The organism is Flavobacterium branchiicola (assembly GCF_018383905.1).
GTDB lineage: Bacteria > Bacteroidota > Bacteroidia > Flavobacteriales > Flavobacteriaceae > Flavobacterium > Flavobacterium branchiicola.
In genome coordinates this window covers 491,178-514,104 of sequence record NZ_JAGYWA010000001.1, presented here as the reverse complement: position 1 = coordinate 514,104, position 22,927 = coordinate 491,178, and the positions used below count along the sequence as shown (strand labels likewise).

General features: G+C 34.7%; 12 protein-coding genes. 6 read left to right on the top strand and 6 right to left on the bottom strand.

Annotation, left to right across the window (positions count from 1 at the left end; all coding sequences use genetic code 11):
* Positions 1–2: 2 nt before the first annotated feature.
* The 5 genes from KHA98_RS02235 to porU form a co-directional block, all read right to left on the bottom strand.
* On the bottom strand, positions 3–1,637 hold the full coding sequence (locus KHA98_RS02235; RefSeq protein ID WP_213254851.1) for a pyruvate dehydrogenase complex dihydrolipoamide acetyltransferase: 1,635 nt from the start codon (positions 1,635–1,637) through the stop codon (positions 3–5).
* A 4-nt stretch (positions 1,638–1,641) separates the two neighbouring features.
* Positions 1,642–2,640 (bottom strand): pyruvate dehydrogenase (acetyl-transferring) E1 component subunit alpha, encoded by a 999-nt coding sequence (gene pdhA, locus KHA98_RS02230; protein ID WP_213254849.1) that lies wholly within the window; start codon positions 2,638–2,640, stop codon positions 1,642–1,644.
* Positions 2,641–2,798: 158 nt separating this feature from the next.
* The gene (cdd, locus tag KHA98_RS02225; RefSeq protein WP_213254847.1) at positions 2,799–3,281 is read right to left on the bottom strand and encodes a cytidine deaminase; all 483 of its coding nucleotides are present in this window, start codon (positions 3,279–3,281) and stop codon (positions 2,799–2,801) included.
* Between the two features lie 79 nt (positions 3,282–3,360).
* Positions 3,361–4,569 (bottom strand): type IX secretion system outer membrane channel protein PorV, encoded by a 1,209-nt coding sequence (gene porV / locus KHA98_RS02220; protein WP_213254845.1) that lies wholly within the window; start codon positions 4,567–4,569, stop codon positions 3,361–3,363.
* Positions 4,570–4,611: 42 nt separating this feature from the next.
* Entirely contained in the window at positions 4,612–8,448 is a 3,837-nt protein-coding gene (gene porU, locus KHA98_RS02215) for a type IX secretion system sortase PorU (RefSeq protein ID WP_213254843.1), read from the bottom strand.
* Positions 8,449–8,661: 213 nt separating this feature from the next.
* Between porU and gldJ the strand changes: the two genes are divergently transcribed.
* Positions 8,662–10,347: a gliding motility lipoprotein GldJ gene (gene gldJ, locus KHA98_RS02210; protein WP_213255380.1), complete on the top strand. Its 1,686-nt coding sequence runs from the start codon at positions 8,662–8,664 to the stop codon at positions 10,345–10,347.
* A gap of 117 nt (positions 10,348–10,464) precedes the next feature.
* A complete protein-coding gene (locus tag KHA98_RS02205; RefSeq protein ID WP_213254841.1) occupies positions 10,465–11,751 on the top strand; it encodes a UDP-N-acetylmuramoyl-tripeptide--D-alanyl-D-alanine ligase in 1,287 nt (428 codons plus the stop codon).
* A gap of 38 nt (positions 11,752–11,789) precedes the next feature.
* Here the strand turns inward: KHA98_RS02205 and KHA98_RS02200 are convergent, their stop codons facing one another.
* Positions 11,790–14,669, bottom strand: a complete 2,880-nt coding sequence (locus KHA98_RS02200) for a helix-turn-helix and ligand-binding sensor domain-containing protein (RefSeq protein WP_213254839.1) — start codon at positions 14,667–14,669, stop codon at positions 11,790–11,792.
* Between the two features lie 342 nt (positions 14,670–15,011).
* Between KHA98_RS02200 and KHA98_RS02195 the strand changes: the two genes are divergently transcribed.
* From KHA98_RS02195 to KHA98_RS02180, 4 genes are all read left to right on the top strand, one after another.
* Positions 15,012–18,164 carry a SusC/RagA family TonB-linked outer membrane protein gene (locus KHA98_RS02195; RefSeq protein ID WP_213254837.1) on the top strand — a complete coding sequence of 1,051 codons (3,153 nt, stop codon included), beginning with the start codon at positions 15,012–15,014 and terminating at the stop codon, positions 18,162–18,164.
* Positions 18,165–18,181: 17 nt separating this feature from the next.
* On the top strand, positions 18,182–19,720 hold the full coding sequence (locus KHA98_RS02190; RefSeq protein ID WP_213254835.1) for a RagB/SusD family nutrient uptake outer membrane protein: 1,539 nt from the start codon (positions 18,182–18,184) through the stop codon (positions 19,718–19,720).
* Between the two features lie 191 nt (positions 19,721–19,911).
* Positions 19,912–21,372: a glycoside hydrolase family 30 protein gene (locus tag KHA98_RS02185; RefSeq protein WP_213254833.1), complete on the top strand. Its 1,461-nt coding sequence runs from the start codon at positions 19,912–19,914 to the stop codon at positions 21,370–21,372.
* Between the two features lie 66 nt (positions 21,373–21,438).
* Positions 21,439–22,893 (top strand): glycoside hydrolase family 30 protein, encoded by a 1,455-nt coding sequence (locus tag KHA98_RS02180; RefSeq protein ID WP_213254831.1) that lies wholly within the window; start codon positions 21,439–21,441, stop codon positions 22,891–22,893.
* Positions 22,894–22,927: the final 34 nt, after the last annotated feature.

The following is a 22,927-nucleotide window of genomic DNA, read 5'->3' as shown; positions in this document are numbered from 1 at the left end:
GATTATGCCAACATTGTAACTGGACTTTCGATGTATTGTTTTAAAGTTTGTAAGAATTGAGCGCCAGTTGCACCATCAATTGTTCTGTGGTCACAAGCTAATGATAACATCATTGTGTTTCCAACTACAATCTGACCGTTTTTAACTACTGGTTTCTCAACAATTGCACCTACAGAAAGGATTGCAGAGTTTGGTTGGTTGATAATTGAATTAAATTCAGTGATACCAAACATTCCAAGGTTAGAAACTGTAAATGTGCTTCCTTCCATTTCTTGTGGTCCCAATTTTTTGTTTTTAGCTCTTCCTGCAAGATCTCTTACGCTTCCGCCAATTTGAGATAAACTCATTGCATCTGTAAATTTCAATACAGGAACTACTAATCCGTCTTCAACTGCTACAGCAACACCAATATTTACGTGGTGGTTGATGATGATAGCATCTTCTTTCCATGTAGAGTTGATTTTTGGATGTTTCTTCAATGCTAATGCACAAGCTTTAATTACCATATCGTTAAAAGATACTTTTGTATCCGGAACGCTATTGATAGCAGCTCTTGCCTGCATTGCGTCATCCATGCTTACTTCGATTACTAAGTTGTAATGAGGTGCTGTGAATAAAGATTCTGCAAGACGTTTAGCAATGATTTTACGCATTTGAGAATTTTTGATCTCTTCTGTGAAAACTTCACCAGCAGGAACAAAAACTTTTGGTGCAGCAGGAGCGGCAGCTTCTTGTGGTTTAGCAGCAGAAGTTGCAGCAGGTTGTGCTTGCGCAGATGGAGTGAAGTTTTCGATATCGCTTTTTACGATACGTCCGTTTTCTCCAGATCCTTTAACTTGTGATAATTGGATTCCTTTATCAGAAGCAATTTTCTTAGCTAATGGTGAAGCTAAAACTCTTCCGTTTGAATTGTCGGCTACAGTTTCTGTTGCTTTTTCAGCAGCAGGAGCAGCTTTAGTTTCTTCAGCAGGAGCACTTGCAGTTGCAGCACCTCCGGCAGTAAAATTATCAGCAATTCCAGAAATATCAGTTCCTGCAGGTCCGATGATCGCTAATAAGCTATCAACAGGAGCAGTGCTTCCTTCCTGAATTCCGATGTATAATAATGTTCCGGCATTGAAAGACTCAAACTCCATAGTAGCTTTGTCTGTTTCAATTTCGGCTAAGATGTCGCCTTCAGCTACAGTATCGCCAACTTTTTTCAACCAGCTTGCTACTGTACCTTCTGTCATTGTATCGCTCAAACGAGGCATAGTTACAACGATAACACCTTTTGGTAATTCAGCTGCTTTTGCAGGAGCAGCAGTTTCTGTTTTAGCTTCTGCAACAGGAGCCTCCGCTTTTGGCGCTTCAGCAGCTGGAGCATCACCACCAGCTAAAAGAGCAGAAATATCTTCTCCTTCGTTACCAATGATGGCTAATAATGAATCAACAGGAGCAGTTTCTCCAGCTTGAATTCCGATATGTAAAAGAGTTCCTTCGTTAAAAGATTCGAACTCCATAGTTGCTTTGTCTGTTTCAATTTCAGCAAGGATATCTCCTTCGCTAATTTTGTCGCCTACTTTTTTTAACCAAGTCGCTACCGTTCCTTCCGTCATAGTATCGCTCAAACGAGGCATTGTTACTTTAATCGCCATGATGTTATAGTTTATGAGGTGTAAATGGATAGTCTTCTTGTGCGTATACTACATCGTATAATTGTTGTAAGTCCGGGTATGGAGATTCTTCAGCAAATTTCTGACACTCTTCAACCAGGTCTTTAACTCTTTGATCAATTACTTCAATTTCTTCTTCTGTAGCATATTTTTGATCCATAATTACATCAAGAACCTGAGTAATCGGGTCAATTTTTTTGTACTCTTCAACCTCTTCTTTAGAACGGTATAATTGTGCATCAGACATAGAGTGTCCTCTGTAACGGTACGTTTTCATTTCAAGGAAAGTTGGTCCGTCTCCGCGACGTGCTCTTTCGATAGCTTCGTGCATTGCTTCAGCAACTTTTACAGGGTTCATTCCGTCAACAGGTCCGCAAGGCATTTCATAACCTAAACCTAATTTCCAGATATCGGTGTGGTTTGCAGTTCTTTCTACAGAAGTTCCCATTGCATATCCGTTGTTTTCAACAATAAATACAACCGGAAGTTTCCATAACATCGCCATATTAAAAGCTTCGTGTAAAGAACCTTGTCTTGCAGCTCCGTCACCAAAGTAAGTCATGGTAACGCCGCCAGTGTTGAAATATTTATCAGCAAAAGCTAAACCAGCTCCTACCGGGATTTGTCCACCAACAATACCGTGTCCTCCGTAAAAACGGTGCTCTTTCGAGAAAATGTGCATAGAACCTCCCATACCTTTAGAAGTTCCTGTAACTTTTCCTAAAAGTTCTGCCATTACATTTCTAGGGTCAACACCCATACCAATTGGCTGAACGTGATTTCTGTAAGCAGTAATCATTTTATCTTTAGTCAGATCCATAGCGTGCAAAGCACCTGCTAATACAGCTTCCTGACCATTATATAGGTGTAAAAAACCTCTAACTTTTTGTTGAATGTATAACGCTGCAAGTTTGTCTTCAAACTTTCTCCAAAGTAGCATGTCTTCGTACCACTTTAAATATACTTCTTTTGTAACTTCTTTCATCTGAATTCTTTCTTTTGCTAAAGTTTGTTTGTGTTATCAATTGTTGCCTATAACGCAAAATAGTTTCCTCCCACAAATTTGCGCCCGAAAGGTCGGGATGCAAAAATAAGACATTACATTTAAGAACTAAAATTTAAACGCTACTTTTTGGCTTTTTTTTACAAGAACTTTTTGTCAAACATAAAAGGGAGTAAATTTTTTAGGGATGCCGATTTGTAAACTTCACCAATTTCTCCCATAAAATAGATTTCTATAGGGGTGTCTTGCTTAATTTCATATTCTGCAATTGACTGACGGCAAGAGCCACAAGGCGGAATTGGCGCTGTAGTCTGATTCGTATCTGAAGCGGCGGTAATTGCCATTTTTAAAATTTTGGCTTCAGGATATCTACTGCCTGCATAAAAAATTGCAGTCCTTTCTGCGCATAATCCTGATGGATATGCTGCGTTTTCCTGGTTTGAACCTAAAACTATTTCGCCATTATCCAGTAATAAAGCGGCTCCAACTCTAAATTGAGAATATGGTGCGTATGCTTTTTTACGAATTTCGACAGCCTGTTGCATTAAATTTTGAATTTCTTCTGAGAGTTCTTCTATGTTGTCGTATACATTAAAGGATGATGTAATGCTAATTTCTTTCATTGTTTTTAAGGGAAAAAAAATCCAAATTTCTAAAAGATCAGAAATTTGGATTGTTATATGTTTTTTTTATTTGGTCTTTTTAATATTCTTCATATTTGTCGCCAAAGTTAAACGTTAAAGAAAAACGAAGGGTATTTTCTAACGGATTTTTAACTTTTGAAGTTGAGAATAAATAAGAAACGTCAACTTTTACGATGTTGTATTTGAATCCAGCTCCTAAAGAAAAGAATTGTCTTGCTCCTTTTTGAGGGCTTTCGTGGAAATATCCTGCTCTAAAAGAGAAAGCATCCTGATACGTATATTCTCCGGCTAAGCTATAAGTTACTTCTTTTAATTCTTCACTAAATCCTCCCGGAGCATCTGTAAATGATTTGAAAGCTCCTTCAACCCAACCAATATCGTTGTATTTGTTGTAGCTAATAGTAGTAGCTTCTTCTTGAGTAATATCTTCTGGATCTGTAAAATCACCATCTCCATTTACATCTACTGGTGTTCCTATTCCCGGAGGTGTTGGAACTAATAATTTTGTAAATTCAAGACTTACACCAATTTTGTTATAGTCGTCTAGAATAAAGTCAAAACCTCCACCTACTCGTAAATTGGCAGGTAAAAAGTTAGCGCTTAAATCATCATTATCGTAACTAATTTTTGGACCTAAATTCTGAATGTTAAAACCACCTCTCCATCTTCCGTTGAAGTCGCTGTACGCAATTTCTTCAGATTGGTAGAATCCGGCAACATCAATAGCAAATGATTTGGCTGCGGTTGCGTCCACATCTTCTGAGGCTACTTTTAAGTTAGAACGAATATATCTTGCTGCAACAGCCATAGAGAAAGTTTCGCTAAGTTTTAATGAATAAGATCCGTCTAAGGCAAATTCATTAGGAGAAACAACTCTTGTTGCTTCGTTAGGATCTCCCGTTGTTCTAAGTTCAATATCCCCAAAACCAAAATAGCGGAAACTTCCTGCGAAAGCACTTCGTTCGTTTATTTTGTTATAATAAGTCAATTGACCAAGAGAAATGTCATTGGCTAAATCCGTTAAATACGGAGTATAACTGATAGAAAGACCTTGTTTGTCTATTGAAAATGCATATTTGGCAGGGTTCCATTGTTGAGAGAAAACGTCGGCTGAAGTTGCGACACCCTGATCGGCTAAACCTGCAGCTCTCGCATCAGCTGCTACTAATAAAAACGGAACTCCGGTTGTAATTGGTCGCTCAATATCTTGAGCTTTTGCGAAAGAAATAACTAGTAAACAAATTAATAAAAGTGATAATTTTTTCATTTTTGGGACTAATGGTATTTATGTTGCAAATATATATAGTTATTATAAGATGACAAGCTTTTCGTATTTTTCTGCTTTTTTATTTGTTAAATTTGATTTAACAGTAAGTTTATAAATATAAACTCCTTTACCAATCCGGTCTCCAAAATCGTCTCTTCCGTCCCATGTTATTTCTCTTGAAAGAAATCCTTCGGTTGTAATGATTTGATTTTTAGTCCATACCACTTTTCCTGTAATCGTCATAACTTGAACCTGAACTTCTAAGGGTTCGTAAGGTCTGTTATGTGAAAACCAAAATTGCGTATACGTTGAAAACGGATTTGGATAGTTAAGAACGTGGGTTAAAGATAGTGATTCATCTCCAACAACAATAAATTGTATTTCACTTGTTACAGGATTGTTATAAACATCCCATGCTGTAAAGCTAATGGTGTGTAATCCAGGCTTTAAATTTCTTAGCGGAAATCGTAAATTTCCATTTGTGTAATCGTCCAATTTTGTCTGATAATAATCATTCAAAATGTACTGATTACTTACGTCTCCATCTAATATAGCAACGATATCATGCCCAATTCCGCTTGCTGTATTAATTCCGTTTTCGTCCTCAAGAAAGGCTAAAAGAAAAGGAGATTCATTTGTAATGCCACCCGAAACAAATGTTTCATCGTTCATATATAACTTCACTTTTGGACTTATATTGTCCTGTGGTGCATTTTCGTTTATACCGCCTATTTTTATTGTGGTGTTAAAGCCGGATTGGTTTTCTAAAGTTTGATTTTTCTTCGAATAAAAACTAATTCGGCCATAATCAACAGGAATACGAATATCCCTTGGTACAACAAAGCTAAACTCAAACTGGCCGTTGGTTACAGAGGCGTTTCCTCTAAAGATTGTTTCTCCCAAGGTTTTAAATGACATTGCAGGGCTATATCCATCATTATTTAGTGTAGTAGCAGTAATTAATTTGTCAAAAATTGCAGTTGCCAGTTCACCATTATAATTGCTTAAAAGAGTATTGTTTTCATCGGTAATCTCGCCTGAAATTTTAATTTTTGAAAGGGATTTTAGATCAGGAATTGCCTGAGAAATAACAACATCGTTTATTTTTGTTAAATTAATTCTTGGTTTTGGAATCGCAAGCATCAATGCAGGATCTCCAATATAAAAAATAACATTACTGGATGAACTTGGATTTTCGTTTTTTGAAATTCGAAGTGCTTCAGCAATCGTTGTGTATTGATTTGAGCCGTAAGAAAGAAGATTTTTACTTAGATTATCATTGAAATTTTCAGCATTAAACTGACCAATGGCGCGAATTGTTGTAAGCATCGATATGGCGCCTCCTTTTGGATTCCAAAAAGTATATTCACCGGCAGTTGGTCTTGTTGGGTCATCAAAGCGGGAAAACTCACACGTAATTGTAATGAATAACGGGTATTTGAATTGATTGTTTAAATTTTGTCCATCTGATTTTTCCCAAATTCTTTCGCTGGCTAGGCCATCTTCTCCTCCGTGTCCTAGATAATTAAAGACAAGAGCTCCTTTTTCAAAAGCATCAAAAAAGTCGCTTCTGGCTTTTGGATATCGGGAACCACCGGCTGAAGCTTCTTGTGTATAGGAGTCTAAGATTATTTTATCAATATTGAAAAATGGTTTTTGTGTTGCAATAACATCGGCAAGGGCATTTTGTCGCGATTGTAAAGAAGCGTCAGAACTTTGATCGGAATCATCACTAACCAGAACAAAATTATTTCTCCAGTTTCCGTACGATTTAATGTCGTGGTATTCCAGAACTTTATTGACCATTTCTGCGGCTTGTGCATTGTTGGAAACCAGCATTCTGCCAACGGCAATGTCAATTCCGCCAAAAAAAGAAATTATATTTCCTTCATCCGGATCCATAAGCCCATAAAAATCATCAGAAGCGAATGAAGATTCTCCAATAGTATTACTAATTAAGGAATGATATATAGGTACAATATTAGTGTTGTTTGAAATTCGGTCTTTATAATCAAATGAAGCATCACCAAATAAATTTACATACTTAATACGTTTGTCGGTTGAAGAAGCATTTTGGTAGATATATTTGATACAATTTCTGATAGCTGAAATATCCTGTTTTCCCGAAGCAAATTCCTGGTAAATACTTTCTAACGTAATTACTTTTACATTTAAAGCGGAATGACTGCGATGAAAAGCGGCTAGTTTTTCGGCCTGTGAGATTAACGATTTTGGTGTAACAATTACATAATCGATATCCTGAAAAGTATTTTGAGCGTTTTTGAAAAGTGTTCCTTTTAAGTTTTGATTGGTAACTTTTGACTGGCTTTCTTTTAAAGGTGTAAAGTAATCTGTAGCATCAATGGCAATATATTTCCTAATTTCCCCTAATGCTGCTTTAAAACTAAAAGCTGCCTGATTTGTATTTTCGAATTTTGATACATTATATATATCGGTAACATCCCAGATTTGAGAGATTGCAGTTGCATTGCCAATCGTGTAATTTACAATTCCTGGAGTTGATGCCGCCAAGTCATATTGAAATTTGAATTGTTTCCCGATGCCAAGTAGTTTTCTTTTAGCAATTAAATTAATGTAATCCAGATACCCTTTTGATCCCGGAACACCGTTATTATTATAGGTTAGTTTTATTTTTACACTTTCAGATCCGGTAAATGTTGCATTTGTAGGTAGTTTTCCGGTGTAAAATTTAACATCGGAGCTTGAAACTAAAGCGTTAAAATTAATAGTTCCGATATTTTGTCCGTTTGCGCTTACGGCAAATGAAGTAGGGGTAAATGCGGCTGAAGCTGCAGTAACCGCTATTTTTATTGGTACAGAAGTATCCAGATTTTGAAATGTAAAAGCAAAATCCTGATCCTGATTGATGTCAAATGATTCTCCAAACCACTGGCGTCCCAAATGTGCAATGTTGGTTTGGTCGATTTCATGGTATTGATAGTCATCAAACGTGTTTAGTTCCAGTGTGCTGTTACCGGATGGCTGAATCAGGTTTTGAATTCTTTTTCCGTCACTACCTGCATTAGTAATATAATAATAGGATTTTGTGTCAAATAAATTAAGATTGGTTTGGCTTTCTGTGTTCCAGTTTTCAACGCCTTCGGCATAGAAAAGAATATAATCTTCATTGTTGAAAACGCCATCATTTTCTCCAATAATCTGGATTGCATTTTCTGCCAGATCGTCTGGGTAATAAGTATTGTTTGCTAAAGGAAGCATTCTTCCACCATTTCCATATATTTTAATTCTTCTAGGGTCTGTTTTTGAAGGGTCAAATCCTAAACTTTGCAGAAAAGATCTGGAAATTTTATATACGCCGGATTTTTCTACATAGAAGCGATACCAGTCGCCTGAGACTAAAACGGAGTTGGATACTGCACTTGATTTTTGAGTAGAAAAAGCGTTACTGTTTTTTGATGTAGTATTGTTTGAAGAATAGGAAAAAGAACGAATTCTTTTGAAGTCATTTCCGTCTTTAATAATGGGAGAAAGTGATATGAAAATTTGTTTCTTGTCTCTCGACGTGGCGATTTTTAACGTTTCATTTGGTTTTTCGGGGATATTTTCGACTGCTAAATCACCAAGATCGTTAATGGAAATTGCTTCATAATTTACATTGGAAATCTGAACGGACGAGTTGGTTGAGTAGTTCGATTCGCTGACGTTTAATAATAATGTTATGCTTTTTTTAGTAATATCATACCGAAAACTGTTGCCTGAAAAGTAAGGAATGGTGGTTTTTAAATCACCGTAAGTCATTTCTTTTTTACTTTGCCAATCTATCGTTAAGCTCCCGTTTAACTGAGAAAACGAAAGAAATGGGATCAGAAAAAAACTTAATATTAAGGTTTGTTTCATTGGTAATGAAAATGAAATTATTTAAGAAATATTTTAGTAAGTAAAAATATAGTATTTCATGTTATAGTAAATAATAAAAAGTATATTTTTGCGTTCGTAACTATAGGTTATTTTCTGGTAAAAAACAGCTAAATAAAATTATTAGAACGGATGTTGCTAATTAAATGTTAATTATTATATTGCAACACCTAAATTTATCACCTAAGAATGAGTATGAAAGTAAACAAAATTGTAGCCTTGCAATTAATGATGTCAATGGTATTGATGTTGGGCACGGCTAGTTGTAGCAAAAAATCGAGTTCCACTCACGCTTCTCGAGCGACTGGTTGGGATGTAGATAGTCAGAATGGAACTGCTGCTAGAAATGCAGGAAAAAAACAACAGGCTGGTCCTGGTTTAGTTTTTGTTGAAGGAGGTACATTTACAATGGGTAAAGTACAGGATGATGTTATGCACGATTGGAATAACACACCAACCCAACAACACGTTCAGTCATTCTATATGGATGAAACCGAAGTTACCAATGGTATGTACTTAGAATACCTGGAGTGGTTGAAAAAAGTTTTCCCTCCAACAGAAGAAAATTACAAAAACATTTACGAAGGAGCATCACCAGATACTTTAGTTTGGAGAAATCGTTTAGGTTATAACGAAACGATGACTAACAACTATTTAAGACATCCTTCTTACGCAAACTACCCAGTAGTTGGTGTAAATTGGATTCAGGCTGTTGAATTTAGTAAATGGAGAACAGACCGTGTTAACGAAGCTGTTTTAGAAAAAGACGGATACATTAAAAAAGGTGCTAAAACTGCAGACGTAAGTGCAGAAAGCTTATTTAATACTGAAGCTTACCTGGCTTCTCCATCTACTTCTTATGGAGGTAATGAAGAAATTGTATTGAAGAAAAACCCAAACGGAAGAAGACCTAAAGCAGGAAAAGATGGTGTAGTTCCAGATGAGAAAAATGTGTACGCACAACGTTCTTCAGGAGTTATTTTACCAGAATACAGACTTCCTACTGAAGCTGAGTGGGAGTATGCTGCTGCTGCTGATGTTGGACAAAGAGAATACAACATCTACAAGGGACAAAAGAAATATCCTTGGTCTGGAGATTATACTCGTTCATCAAAACGTAAAAACAAAGGAGATCAATTGGCTAACTTTAAACAAGGAAACGGTGATTACGGTGGAATTGCAGGTTGGTCTGATGATGGAGCAGATATCACAAACTCTGTAAAAAGCTACGCACCAAACGATTTCGGATTATACGATATGGCTGGTAACGTTGCAGAATGGGTTGCCGATGTTTACAGACCTATTATTGATAACGAAGCAAATGATTTTAACTACTACAGAGGAAATCAATACGCTAAAAATAAAATTGGTAAAGACGGTAAAATTGAAATCGTTTCTACTGCAAATATTAAATATGATACTTTAAGTAACGGTAAAGTGATTGCAAGAAACCTTCCAGGTGAAATTGCTCAGGTTCCTGTTGATGAACAAGAAACATATTTAAGACAAAACTTTAGCCAAAGTGACAATATCAACTACAGAGATGGTGATAAACAATCTTCTAGATATTTTGACTTCGGAGATTCAGAGTCAGGTCCAAAAGCAGATCAGGCAATGTACAATTCTCCTAAACATAATGTTACAACTGACAGTTTAGGAAAAATGATCAGAAAATATGATAACTCTAGTAAGCGTACAACTTTGATCGATGATAAAGTAAGAGTTTACAAAGGAGGTTCTTGGAGAGACAGAGCATATTGGTTAGATCCGGCTCAAAGAAGATATTTCCCTCAGGATATGGCAACTGATTACATTGGTTTCAGATGTGCAATGTCTAGAGTAGGTTCTAAAGCTGAAAAAAGAAAATCACCAAGGAACTAAGACTTAGAAATTCTAATAAAAAAAATTCCAAATTCCAAAAGCTGAATATTCAGTATGGAATTTGGAATTTTTTTATTGTTTTTTTTCTACTTTTATCACCTATAAAAAATTATATAAATGAGTATTCAGGACATTCATAGTTTATTTTTGCAATGTAGTTCACTTTCAATTGATACCAGAAAAATTGAAAAAGGATCAATGTTTTTTGCTATTAAAGGTGAAAATTTTGATGCCAATACTTTTGCTGAAGAAGCCTTGAAATTAGGTGCTTTGTTTGTTGTCATCGATAACGAATCGTATTGGATTGATGAAAGAACTATTTTGGTTAAAAACAGCTTGGAAACATTGCAGGAACTTGCAAAATTTCACCGCCAATATCTAAAGTTGCCTATAGTCGCATTGACAGGCAGTAATGGGAAAACGACCACTAAAGAACTTATAAATGTTGTTTTGTCTAAAAAGTACAAAACCAAAGCCACCGTTGGTAATCTAAACAATCATATCGGCGTTCCGCTTACGTTGCTTTCTTTTACTAAGGAAACTGAAATTGGAATTGTAGAAATGGGAGCAAATCATAAAAAAGAAATTGAATTTTTATGCGAAATTGCTCAGCCTGATTTTGGATATATCACCAACTTTGGAAAAGCGCATCTTGAGGGTTTTGGAGGCGTTCAGGGGGTTATTGAAGGAAAAAGTGAAATGTATCAGTATCTTGCAAAAAATGACAAAGTGGTCTTTGTTAATTTGGAAGATCCTATTCAGGTAGAGAAGTCAAACGGAATTGAAAAGTTTACTTTTGGAGTTAGTAATGCTTCGGCTGATCTTAGTATTAAAAGTATTGAGGCTAATCCTTTTGTGGTTATTGACTATAATAGTTTTGTTATCAAATCTCATTTGATAGGGCTTTACAATGCAAATAATATCAATGCGGCAGTTTCTATAGGTAAGTATTTTAAAGTTGATGACGAAGCTATAAAAGAGGCAATAGAAAACTATATTCCAGCAAATAACAGATCTCAATTATTAAATAAAGGATCTAATCAGATTATACTAGATGCTTATAATGCTAACCCAAGTAGTATGGCTGTAGCTATCACTAATTTTCTTCAGTTAGACAACAAGAATAAAGTAATGATTTTAGGTGATATGTTTGAGTTGGGAGAAGAAAGCCACCAAGAGCATAAAGCAATAGTAGATTCTTTATCAAATCAGGAAGTATCTGTTTGTTATTTAATCGGAAAAGATTTTTATAATAATAAAATTGAAAAGAGTAACATTCAGTTTTTTGAAACCTTTGAAGCTTTTTCAGACTATCTTAAAACAATTCATTTTAATAATAATACCATTTTAATAAAAGGATCGAGAGGAATGGCTTTGGAACGAACGTTAGAATTTATTTCATAAAAAAATGCCATTCGACAAACCGAATGGCATTTTTTCTTTTAAATACTCATTAAGAAACCAATCAGGTTTTCTTTTTTATTAAGCCCCAGCTTCTTTCTTAATCGGTATCGGGCTAATTCAACTCCTCCGGTCGAAATATTCATGATTTCTGCAATCTCTTTCGTAGACATATTCATTAATAAATAAGTCGATAAATCAAGCTCACGTGGCGAAATAGTTGGATACTTTTCTTTTAAACGTTTTAAGAATTCAAAATGGACGTTTTTAATGTGCTTTTCAAGATCTTTCCAGCTTTTGTCTGTATTGACTTCTTTTACGATGCTTTTGTGTAATTTGTTAAATTCAAATTTTGTTGAGTCATCAAGAATGTTGGTATCAATATCTTTAAGTTTTGTGATGATTCCGTTTAGAACTTTGTTTTTCTTTACAACCTGCAAAGAGTTATTTACCAATTCTTTGTCTTTTGAAAGAATTTTTATTTGAAGTTTGTCACTTTTTAGTTTTTCAATCTCTTTTTCCAGTTCATGCTGCTCGTGTCTTATTTTAGATTCTTTTTCAAGATATAATCTGCGTTGCTCGATGGTTTCGTAGTATTTGTTTTTTCTGATTTTTAATTTAATTCGGTTTGATATCACATAAACTCCCGTGATAACCAAAATGAAATAAAACAGATAAGCAATAAAGTGTCTGTACCAGGGCGGCGAAATTGTAAATTGAATTCGATTAATATCAGATTCAATCCCATAACTATTTCGGGATTTCAAATTCATTGTATAAGTACCTTCTCTCAGGTTGGTGTACTCTTTTATAGAAATTGTAGACCAGTTTCTCCAATTATCATCAAAAGGTTCCAGTTTATAAGAGTACATTACATTTTCCTGATTTTCATACGTAGGAGACGAAAAAGTAAATTTGACATGATTTGAACTATATGGAATTGTGTATGCTTTTTGATTTTCAGCAAGATTTCCAGTTAGAATTGTGTCGCCCGGAAAGGAGAAACTGGCAATAAAAACTTTAGGTTTCGTAATAAAAGTACTTGGAATCTTAGAGTCATAATGTGTAAGACCATCGGTTAATCCGATAAAAATGTTTTTAGGGTCAATAGTATTTACCGAGATGTAATTGTTTACCAGATTTCCGGTAAGGTTAGAAAATGGCGCTTGCTTTTTAGTATAAGAACCGTTTTTGTTTTTTATTAAAACACCAAGAGATTCATTAAAAGCATACCATAAGTTTCCTTCAGAGTCTTCTATTAATGTATTTATAGTTGGAATAGTAGTAAATAATTTGCTTATTTTTTTGTCCTCAAAAAAGGTTTCCTGTTCTTTTGAAAATCTAAAAAAATGATTGTTGGTCTGGAAATAAACCTTATTGTTTATGTTTTGCAAGCTACCAATTCCCTTATATAAAGGAGTAATAGATTTGTGTTTCTGAATCTGATCAAATCTTTTTAAATCTTCAGACAATTTCATTTGATAAAGACTTTGGTCTTTTTTTAACCACAGGTAATTCTCGTCTAATTCTATTGAAAATGTATTTGTCGTTTCGTCAAATCCCTGAACCTGATTGGCAAAATCATAACCGTCTGCTGATTTTTTAAAAACACTAAAACCATTATAACTTTCACCAATAATATAACCTTCGTAATTCGGAATGCTTTTAAATCCAAAATAACCTTTTTTGTCTAATATTTTAGAGACTCTGTTTTGATTAATTACAAGTGCGCCACTATTACTGGCGCAGATTAATACATCGTTTATAACCTGAATGTTCCAGGCTTGCGAAATCGTTCCTTCAACTCTTATAAAGGGACTGTCTTTAAATGATTCTGTCCAGGAATGGTAAAATAATCCCTGATTGGTTGCGACATAAAGGTTGCTTTTATAAGTTGTCGAGGCATAAGCAGTTCCTATATTATAACTGTAATCAAAATAAGAAAAAGGAGAGTTTTCGTTTATAAAAGTAATACCGTTATCAAGACCTAACCAAACGTTGTTTTTATTATCAACAAAAGAAGTTAGGATTGTATTATTCTGAAGCCCTTTTTGGCGATTAAGATGCTGAATTATTTTTCCATTTAAATCGCAAATAATGACCCCGTCCAAAACCGAGTTCAATACAATAAATCTTCCTTTTATTAAGGAACCGCCCAAAGAGGTGTTTTTCTTTATAAAGGTATTCGCTTCTGTTTCCCATGGAGCTACCGTTTTGCCATCAGAAATAAAAAGACCTTTTTCTAAAGTGGCTAAAAGCATTTTATTATTTGGCAGCGGAAATACAGACCAAATCTCTTTATCATTAAATACAGTTGTTCCTTTTATTGGAGTTAAGCGGCCATTTTTATATTCTAAAATCCCTAAAGATTTATCCTGAAAGAAAAGACGATTGTTTACAAGGAATGAAAACTGAAATTTTTTGGGAGCATTTATTAAAGTAAGTTTATTATTTCTGAGGATAAATGCTTTTGTGAAAGACTGGAAAATAACTTCTCCTTTATATATGTGTATTCTCCAGATTAGGTTAATATTCTGTTTGTCTTTTTTGCTTAGGGATTTGGAAAGTGAATAATATTTTAAGGTTCCATTCTCACTACTCTTAAAATATCCAAACTCATTATTTCCGCCAACGAATATTTTTCCTGCGGAGTCAATTTTTAAACTTCTGATTTCTGTTTTGGTTGGAAGGGAGTATTTGTACCAGCTTGAGCCATCAAATTGTATTAAACCACTATTGTTGGCAAAGTACATATTGCCTTTTTTATCCTGATCGATACTCCAGTTTTGAGTGCCTCCCTTGTATTCGGACCTTTTATAGTTCTTTATGGCAGGTAATCCAATGTCTTTCACCTGCCCGATAATATTGTTTTGTAAGAAAAAAACTGCTATTATTGTTAAAGTAGTATTTATGAATTTCATAAAAATTAGAATGTATTTTTATTAGAAATGTTTTAAAAAGCGATTTGTTTTTTGATTTATTATTTACAATGATCTGATTTCGTGGAGTTATTTTGAAAATACATCGAAATAGTAATTATTTTATAAATGTAGTGTTTATTTTTTTACTTAACATTTTTATAACAATAAAATATTTTTTATAAATAATTGATTTTTAATTAATTGAAAATATTTTGATGTGTTTTTGTAGCGTAATAAAATATGGTTTGATGTGTTTTTGTAAGGAATTTTTATTGTTGATAGTTAAATTAAACTTTATTATTGCATCAAATTACTAATTAATTAACCAAAATTTTTAGAAAAATGAAATTAACAAAATTACTTATTTTTTGTATTTCGTCTCTTCTGTTTTCAGTTGTTGCAATGGCGCAGGATGCTACTGTAACTGGAACCATAAATGATGAAAGTGGATTGCCCGTCCCGGGAGCAACAATTTCTGTTAAAGGCACTAATAAAGCTACTGCTTCAGACTTTGATGGGAAGTTTCAAATTGCTGTTCCTTCTAATGGAACTTTGACAGTGACTTTTGTTGGCTACGAAACTACAACGGTGGCAGTCAACGGTAAAACTAAGCTGGATGTTAAATTACGTCCGGAATCTCAAAACTTAAATGAAGTTGTAGTAGTAGGATATGGTACTCAAAAGAAAAGTGTTGTAACAGGCGCAATCTCAAGTGTAAAGGCAAAAGATTTGGAGAGTTTGCCAATTACGAGAGTTGAGCAGGCTTTACAAGGTAGAGTTTCTGGGGTTTCAATCGCTGCAAATGCGGGTCAGCCAGGATCTGCATCTACAATTCGTATTCGTGGTTTTACTACTTTAAATAATAATGATCCTTTATGGGTTGTTGATGGTGTTGTAGTAGACAATGGAGGAATTGGATACTTAAATCAATCTGATATCGAGTCTATCGAGGTATTAAAAGATGGTGCTTCAGGTGCTATTTATGGTTCTCGTGCTGCTGCCGGAGTTGTTTTAGTAACAACTAAAAAAGGTAAAGCAGGAAAAATTTCTGTAAACTATACAGGATATGCAGGTACATCTCAAGCAGCAAAAAAATTAGATTTATTGGGTGCTTCAGACTATGTTACGATATTAAACGAAGCATATAAAAATGGTGGTAATGCAGGTGAAAAATTCCCAACTAAAGATGGTGCAGGAAATCCTATAAACTATGGTAAGGGAACTAACTGGCAAGATGCTATTTTTAATAATCATGCAGAACGTTATTCTCATGAATTAAGTTTTAGCGGTGGTAATGATGTATCTACTTTCTACATGTCTTTTGGTATTACAGATCAGGAAGGTATTATTACAACTGATATTTCTAATTATACAAGAAAAAATATTCGTTTGAACTCTAATCATAAAATTGGTAAATACATCAAAATTGGTCAGACTTTAGGATATTCTAATGAGAAAACTATTGGTATTGGTAACGTAAATGATGAGTTTGGAGGTCCTTTGGCATCTGCAATCAACTTAGATCCATTGACTCCTATTATCGAAACGGATCCTTCTAAAACTGGAGCTGGTTCAATCTATGCTAATCCAAATACATTAAAAGATGCAAATGGAAACTACTATGGTATTTCTACTGTTGTAACTCAGGAAAACACAAATCCATTAGCGTATACTCAAACCAGATTAGGAAATAATGATTTTGCTGACAATTTTGTGGGTAACATTTTTATTGAAGCAGAATTATTACCAGGTTTAAAATTTAGATCTACAGCTGGTGCAAAATTAGCTTACTATGGTTCTGACAACTTTACTCCGGTTTACTTCTTAAACGGAGCTACAAAAAGAGATAAAAATGAATTGTTCAGATCATACAAAAAATCATTTAGCTGGAACTGGGAGAATACTTTAAACTATACTAAAAAGTTTGGAGATCATAATTTCAGTGCTTTAATAGGAAAAGGAACTTATGTAGACAACATTACATCTGGAAATGATGCAACTTACCAAGGTATTCCTGCAACAAATCACTCTGAGGCTTCTTTCAACGTTGATATTCCTTTAGCAGATAAATTTGTTAATGCTTACAATTCACAAGCTGTTGAGCACAGAGTTGAATCTTTATTTGCAAGATTAAACTACGATTACAAAGAGAAATATATTTTTACAGGTATTATTCGTCGTGATGGTTCTACAAGATTTGGACCTAATAACAAATACGGAACTTTTCCTTCTATGTCTCTTGGATGGGTACCTTCTAAAGAAGGATTCTGGAAAGAAAATGATGTGGTAAACACATTAAAAATTAGAGGAGGTTATGGTGTAACAGGAAATGACTCATCTCCGGATTTCTTATACCTTTCTACAATTGGTAACAAAAGAAACTATACAATTGGAGGAACTCCAGTTCCAGGACAAAGTCCAAACGGAATTGCTAATCCTGATTTGAAATGGGAAGAAACAAAACAAGTTAACATAGGTTTTGAAAGTATGCTTTTTCATGATTTCAACTTTAGCATTGACTTATTCAACAAAAAAACAAGCGGTATCTTAATGAAAGTGCCAATTCCTGGATTTGTTGGAGCAAGTGGTGATACTTATGCCAACTTAGCTGATATGCAAAATAAAGGGGTTGATATCGAATTAGGTTACAAAAAGAGATTTGGTGCATTGAACCTTTCTGTAAACGGAAACTTCTCTTACATCAAAAACGAAGTTACTTATATTGATAAAGGAGTTAATTTCTTAGCAGGTGATGAAACAGTACAGTCTACTTCTTACGAAATCAACAGAACTCAGGTAGGTGAGGCTTATAACTCATTCTACGGATTTAAAACAAACGGGGTTTTCCAAACAATTGAAGAAGTTGCTGCCTACAAAAATGCGGCAGGAAAAGTGATTCAGCCAGATGCTAAACCAGGAGATTTCCGTTGGCAGGATCTTAACGGAGATGGTCAAATCGATGGTAACGATAGAGATTTCTTAGGAACATCACTACCTAAATTTACTTATGGATTTACTTTAAACATGGATTACAAAGGTTTTGACTTATTAGTTTTTGGACAAGGAGCAGGTGGAAACATGATTTACCAAGGTTTAAGAAGACTTGATATTACAAATGCAAACTATCAAACAGACGTTTTAGGACGTTGGACAGGACCAGGATCTACAAATACTTATCCTAGAGTTACTACAGATGACAAGAATAAAAACTTTACTAATCCATCAGATTTCAACTTAGAGAAAGGTGATTTCTTCAGATTCAAAACAATTCAACTTGGATATTCATTTCCACAAGAATGGATAAACAGTATTTCATTGACAAAAGTGAGACTTTATTTAACTGGAGAAAACTTATTTACAATTACTAAGTATACTGGTTTTGATCCTGAAATTGGAGGACAGACTGCTGCTGGAATGAACAATGTACAAGGTGTTGACAGAGGTTTTTATCCTCAGGCAAAATCGTACATGTTAGGAGTTAATTTGCAATTTTAATTAAAAAATAAAATATTATGAAACTTATAAGTTTTAAACAATCATTTGTCGCATTTGGAGTGTTATTGGCACTTGGATCGTGCGATACCGATGAAAAGCTGGAAGTAAAAGGTGATGGTGTTGTACTTGAAAATAATTTTTACAGAAACGAAACAGAAGCTTATTCTGGATTAGTAGCTGCTTATGATAAATTAGGAAAACATGCCGGAGCAATGGAAAATGCACCGTTATTATTCTTAAACTCTGCATCAGATGATTTCTATGCAGGAGGTGGAGGAGCAGGTGACCAGCCAGGACTTCAGGTAGCGTCAAACTACTCTATAACTCCAACTAACATTCCGCCAAATATTTGGGCAGATTATTTTAAAGGAGTTGCGAGATGTAATATTATGATCGCAAAACTTCCTGGAGTTACAATGGACGAAGCTAAAAAAGCAAGATTCACAGCAGAAGTTAAAGCATTACGTGCTTATTACTATTTAGACCTTGTGAGAATGTTTAAAAATGTTCCGTTAATATTAGCCCCTGTAGTTCAGAGCGAAATAGCTTCAATCGTACAGGCTAAACCAGAAGAAGTTTATGCACAAATTGAAAAAGATTTAACAGAAGCAATTCCAAATTTGCCAATGACATTAGTTCCTACAGAATTAGGAAGATTGACAAAAGGAGCTGCAACAGCACTTTTAGGAAAAGCCTATTTGTCTGATAACAAAAAACCGGAAGCTGCTGCAGAATTTGCAAAAGTAAATGGTGCAACTCCGGGTGGAACTAGTAGTTATGGATATAAATTGATGGATAATTTTTCTCAATTATGGGATCATTTACATGAATTTAACTCAGAATCAATTCTTGAAATCAGTTATTCAGATAAATCAAATGCTGATTGGGGTAATTTTGAAAGAGGTGATGACGAAGGTAACGTAGCGGCTCAGTTAATGGGTATTAGAGATTACTCTAGAAAACCTTTAGGAGTTGATGCACTTTTACCTGATTACATCAACGGATGGGGATTCATGGTTGTTACAAAAGAATTGGAACTTGCCCTAAAAGGAGATCCTCGTTATGATTACACTATTTTTGATGCAGCTGCTGCTAGAGGTGTTGATAATAAAGATCCAAACGGACTTATAACTTACACAGACAGTTATCAGGAAACAGGATTCCATTTTATTAAATATGCACCAGTTAATGCTGATATTAAAGCATCAAATCCTTTCCTGAATTTTGGTATCAATACTTATGTAATTCGTTTAGCTGATACTTATTTATTAGAAGCAGAAGCTTTAGGAGGAACAGGAGCAAGAGCTCAGGCACTTCTTGACGCAGTTAGAAAAAGAGTTGGGTTAGATCCTGTACCAGTATCTCTTGCAGCAATTCAGGAAGAAAGAAGATTAGAACTTGCAGGAGAAGGACACCGTTGGTTTGACTTAATCAGAACAGGTGATGCTGCAGCTAAACTTGCTTTCAAAGGATTTAAAGCAAATAAAAATGAAGCTTTCCCAATTCCTTACAGTGAATTCAACAATACAAAAATGATCCAGAATACTGGATATTAATAATCTTCAAAAAACAATATAGAGTATTGATATAAAAGACTGAGATGCAAATCTCAGTCTTAAAAAGATACTAAATGTATGTTTAAGTTTAAGTTAAGTTTGGTTGCCAGAATAGCCCATATTCTCTTTGATTATGGGCTATTTTTAAAATCAGATAGTGCAAGTAAGTTTTAATTATTAAAACATATACAATGAAAAAAAATGGCTTTATTATTACTTGTCTATGTTTTTCCTTAGCTGCATTTTCACAGCAGAAAAGTCAAAAACAACAACAGGGATTTACAACAAACAACAAAAAAATCACAGTGTATACCACTGCCGATAATACAAAATTAAGGTTAACCCCTACAGATAATTTATCATTTACAGCATCAAAACAACCCGTTGAAACCGAAATATCCGTTTTTGTTGAGCCATTAAAAAGATTCCAGACCTTTATGGGAATTGGAGGAGCTATTACCGACGCAAGTGCCGAGATTTTTGCTAAACTTTCAAAAGAAAAACAAACAGAATTTTTAAATGCTTATTATGACACTCAAAAAGGAATAGGTTATTCAATATTAAGAACTACAATTCAGAGTTCAGATTTTAGTAGTGCAAGTTATTCGTATATAGAAGAAGGCGATAAGGATTTAAAAACATTTTCAATTGAACACGACAGACAATATCGCATTCCGTTAATAAAACAGGCAATCAAAACAGCCGGAGGAAAATTACCCACTTATGCAACGCCATGGTCGCCAAATGCTTTCATGAAAAGCAATAAAAGCGTACTGAAAGGCGGTAAATTACTTCCTGAATTTTTTCAGTCATGGGCCAATTTTTATGCAAAATTCATCAAGGCTTATGAAAAAGAAGGAATTCCAATTTGGGGAACTTCGGTACAAAATGAGCCAATGGCAACACAAACATGGGAATCTTGTTTGTATACTGCCGAAGAAGAAAGAGATTTTCTGAAAAATTACTTAGGCCCAACGCTTAAAAAAGAAGGTTTAGAAAGAATTAAAATCATTGCCTGGGATCACAATCGTGATTTAATGGTACAAAGAGCAAATGTAATTTTCTCAGATCCTGAAGCATCAAAGTACGTTTGGGGAATGGGTTTTCACTGGTACGAAACCTGGACTGGTGCACAACCAATGTTTGATAATGTTGCCAGAGTTCATGAAGCGTACCCAGATAAAAAACTAATGTTTACAGAAGGATGTGTAGAAAAATTTGATGCTGCCAAATATCAATTTTGGGCAAATGCCGAAAGATACGGAACATCAATGATCCATGATTTTAATAACGGAACTGTGGCCTGGACAGATTGGAATATTCTTTTAGACCAATTTGGAGGACCAAATCACGTTGGTAATTTTTGCTTTGCCCCAATCCATGCAGATACTACAAACGGTGAATTAATATATACACCATCTTATTATTATATTGGTCATTTCTCAAAATTCATTCGTCCAAATGCAGTTCGTGTAAGTACTGCCGTAAGCAGGAGTTACTTAGAAAGTACTTCATTTTTAAATACAGACGGAAAAATGACAACCGTAGTAATGAATCATACCGATAATGAAATTACCTATAATTTGATCATTGCAACAGAAAAGACAGTCGTAAAAATACCGGCGCACGCAATCCAGACCTTAGTTTATTAATTATTTTATTAGTACTTAAGGGCTATTTAGGTAGCCCTTAATTTTTTTAATAGTATTGAAAGAGACATGAAATCAACCTATAAAATTTTAATAATACCCATATTAATTCTGCAATTAAGTTGTTCTTCGTCAAAGGTTGTGGCTGATTCAGCATCCAAACCAAACCAAAAAATAAAAGTTTATACTACTGCCGAAAAAACCAACCAGAGATTATCATTATCAAATGATTTAATCGCAACAGCAACACAAACAAATTCAACCATTTCTATAACTGTAGATCCGAAAAAAACATACCAGACCTTTCTTGGAATTGGAGGCGCCATCACCGATGCAAGTGCCGAAGTTTTTGCTAAATTATCCCCGGCAAAACAACAAGAATTTCTAAACGCTTATTACAATAAAAACAAAGGAATTGGCTATACATTAGCCAGAACCAACATTCATAGCTGTGATTTCAGCAGTCAAAGTTACACCTACATTGCCGAAGGAGACAAAGAGTTAAAAACCTTCAGTATCGATCACGATAGAAAATACAGAATTCCACTCATCAAAAAAGCAATAGAAGCAGCCGGCGGGAAATTAACCTTATTTGTAAGTCCGTGGAGTCCCCCAGCTTTTATGAAAGACAATAATGATATTTTGCACGGCGGCGTTTTATTGCCAGAATTTGCTCAGTCGTGGGCAAACTACTATGCAAAATTTATTAAAGCATATGAAAAAGAAGGAATCCCAATTTGGGGATTAACCATTCAAAACGAGCCAATGGCAAGTCAAAGTTGGGAATCGTGCATTTATACTCCTGAAGCCGAAAGAGATTTTCTTAAAAACTTTCTTGGTCCAACTTTAGCAAAAGAAAATCTGGGATCTAAAAACATTATTATTTGGGATCACAATCGTGGAGACATGCTGGAAAAAAGAGCCAATCTGGTTTTCTCAGATCCTGAAGTTTCAAAATATGCTTGGGGAATTGGGTTTCACTGGTACGAAACCTGGAATGGCGGAACTCCGAAATTCGAATCGGTAGCAGAAGTTCACAAGGCATTTCCGAACAAAAATTTAATATTTACCGAAGGATGTATCGAAAGATTTGATGCTACAAAATTTCAGTTTTGGGGAAATGCAGAACGATACGGACTTAATATGATTAATGATTTTAATAACGGAACTGTTGCCTGGACAGACTGGAATATTCTTCTGGATCAAAACGGAGGACCAAACCATGTGGGTAATTTTTGCTTTGCACCCCTTCATGCCGATACTTCAAAAGACGAATTGATTTATACACCGATGTATTACTACATAGGTCATTTATCAAAATTTATCCGACCAAATGCCAAACGAATTGAAGCCAACAGCAGTGATAAAATCTTGTTGAGTACTTCATTTAAAAATACAGATGGAAAAATCATTACCGTTGTAATGAATTCATCGGACAAAGAGGTGATTTATACCCTCATAAATAATACGACCAAAACAACTATTACTATACCGGCGCATGCCATGCAAACTCTGGAATACTAGAGTTTTTAATTATGAAATTTTAATTTAAAAGTTT

Excerpts from the sequence above, each read along its gene's own strand:
- KHA98_RS02190 (WP_213254835.1), top strand. The coding sequence starts at position 18,182 with ATGAAACTTATAAGTTTTAAACAATCATTTGTCGCATTTGGAGTGTTA.
- porV (WP_213254845.1), bottom strand. The coding sequence starts at position 4,569 with ATGAAAAAATTATCACTTTTATTAATTTGTTTACTAGTTATTTCTTTC.
- cdd (WP_213254847.1), bottom strand. The coding sequence starts at position 3,281 with ATGAAAGAAATTAGCATTACATCATCCTTTAATGTATACGACAACATA.
- KHA98_RS02200 (WP_213254839.1), bottom strand. The coding sequence starts at position 14,669 with ATGAAATTCATAAATACTACTTTAACAATAATAGCAGTTTTTTTCTTA.
- pdhA (WP_213254849.1), bottom strand. The coding sequence starts at position 2,640 with ATGAAAGAAGTTACAAAAGAAGTATATTTAAAGTGGTACGAAGACATG.
- porU (WP_213254843.1), bottom strand. The coding sequence starts at position 8,448 with ATGAAACAAACCTTAATATTAAGTTTTTTTCTGATCCCATTTCTTTCG.
- KHA98_RS02185 (WP_213254833.1), top strand. The coding sequence starts at position 19,912 with ATGAAAAAAAATGGCTTTATTATTACTTGTCTATGTTTTTCCTTAGCT.
- KHA98_RS02195 (WP_213254837.1), top strand. The coding sequence starts at position 15,012 with ATGAAATTAACAAAATTACTTATTTTTTGTATTTCGTCTCTTCTGTTT.
- KHA98_RS02235 (WP_213254851.1), bottom strand. The coding sequence starts at position 1,637 with ATGGCGATTAAAGTAACAATGCCTCGTTTGAGCGATACTATGACGGAA.
- KHA98_RS02205 (WP_213254841.1), top strand. The coding sequence starts at position 10,465 with ATGAGTATTCAGGACATTCATAGTTTATTTTTGCAATGTAGTTCACTT.
- KHA98_RS02180 (WP_213254831.1), top strand. The coding sequence starts at position 21,439 with ATGAAATCAACCTATAAAATTTTAATAATACCCATATTAATTCTGCAA.
- gldJ (WP_213255380.1), top strand. The coding sequence starts at position 8,662 with ATGAAAGTAAACAAAATTGTAGCCTTGCAATTAATGATGTCAATGGTA.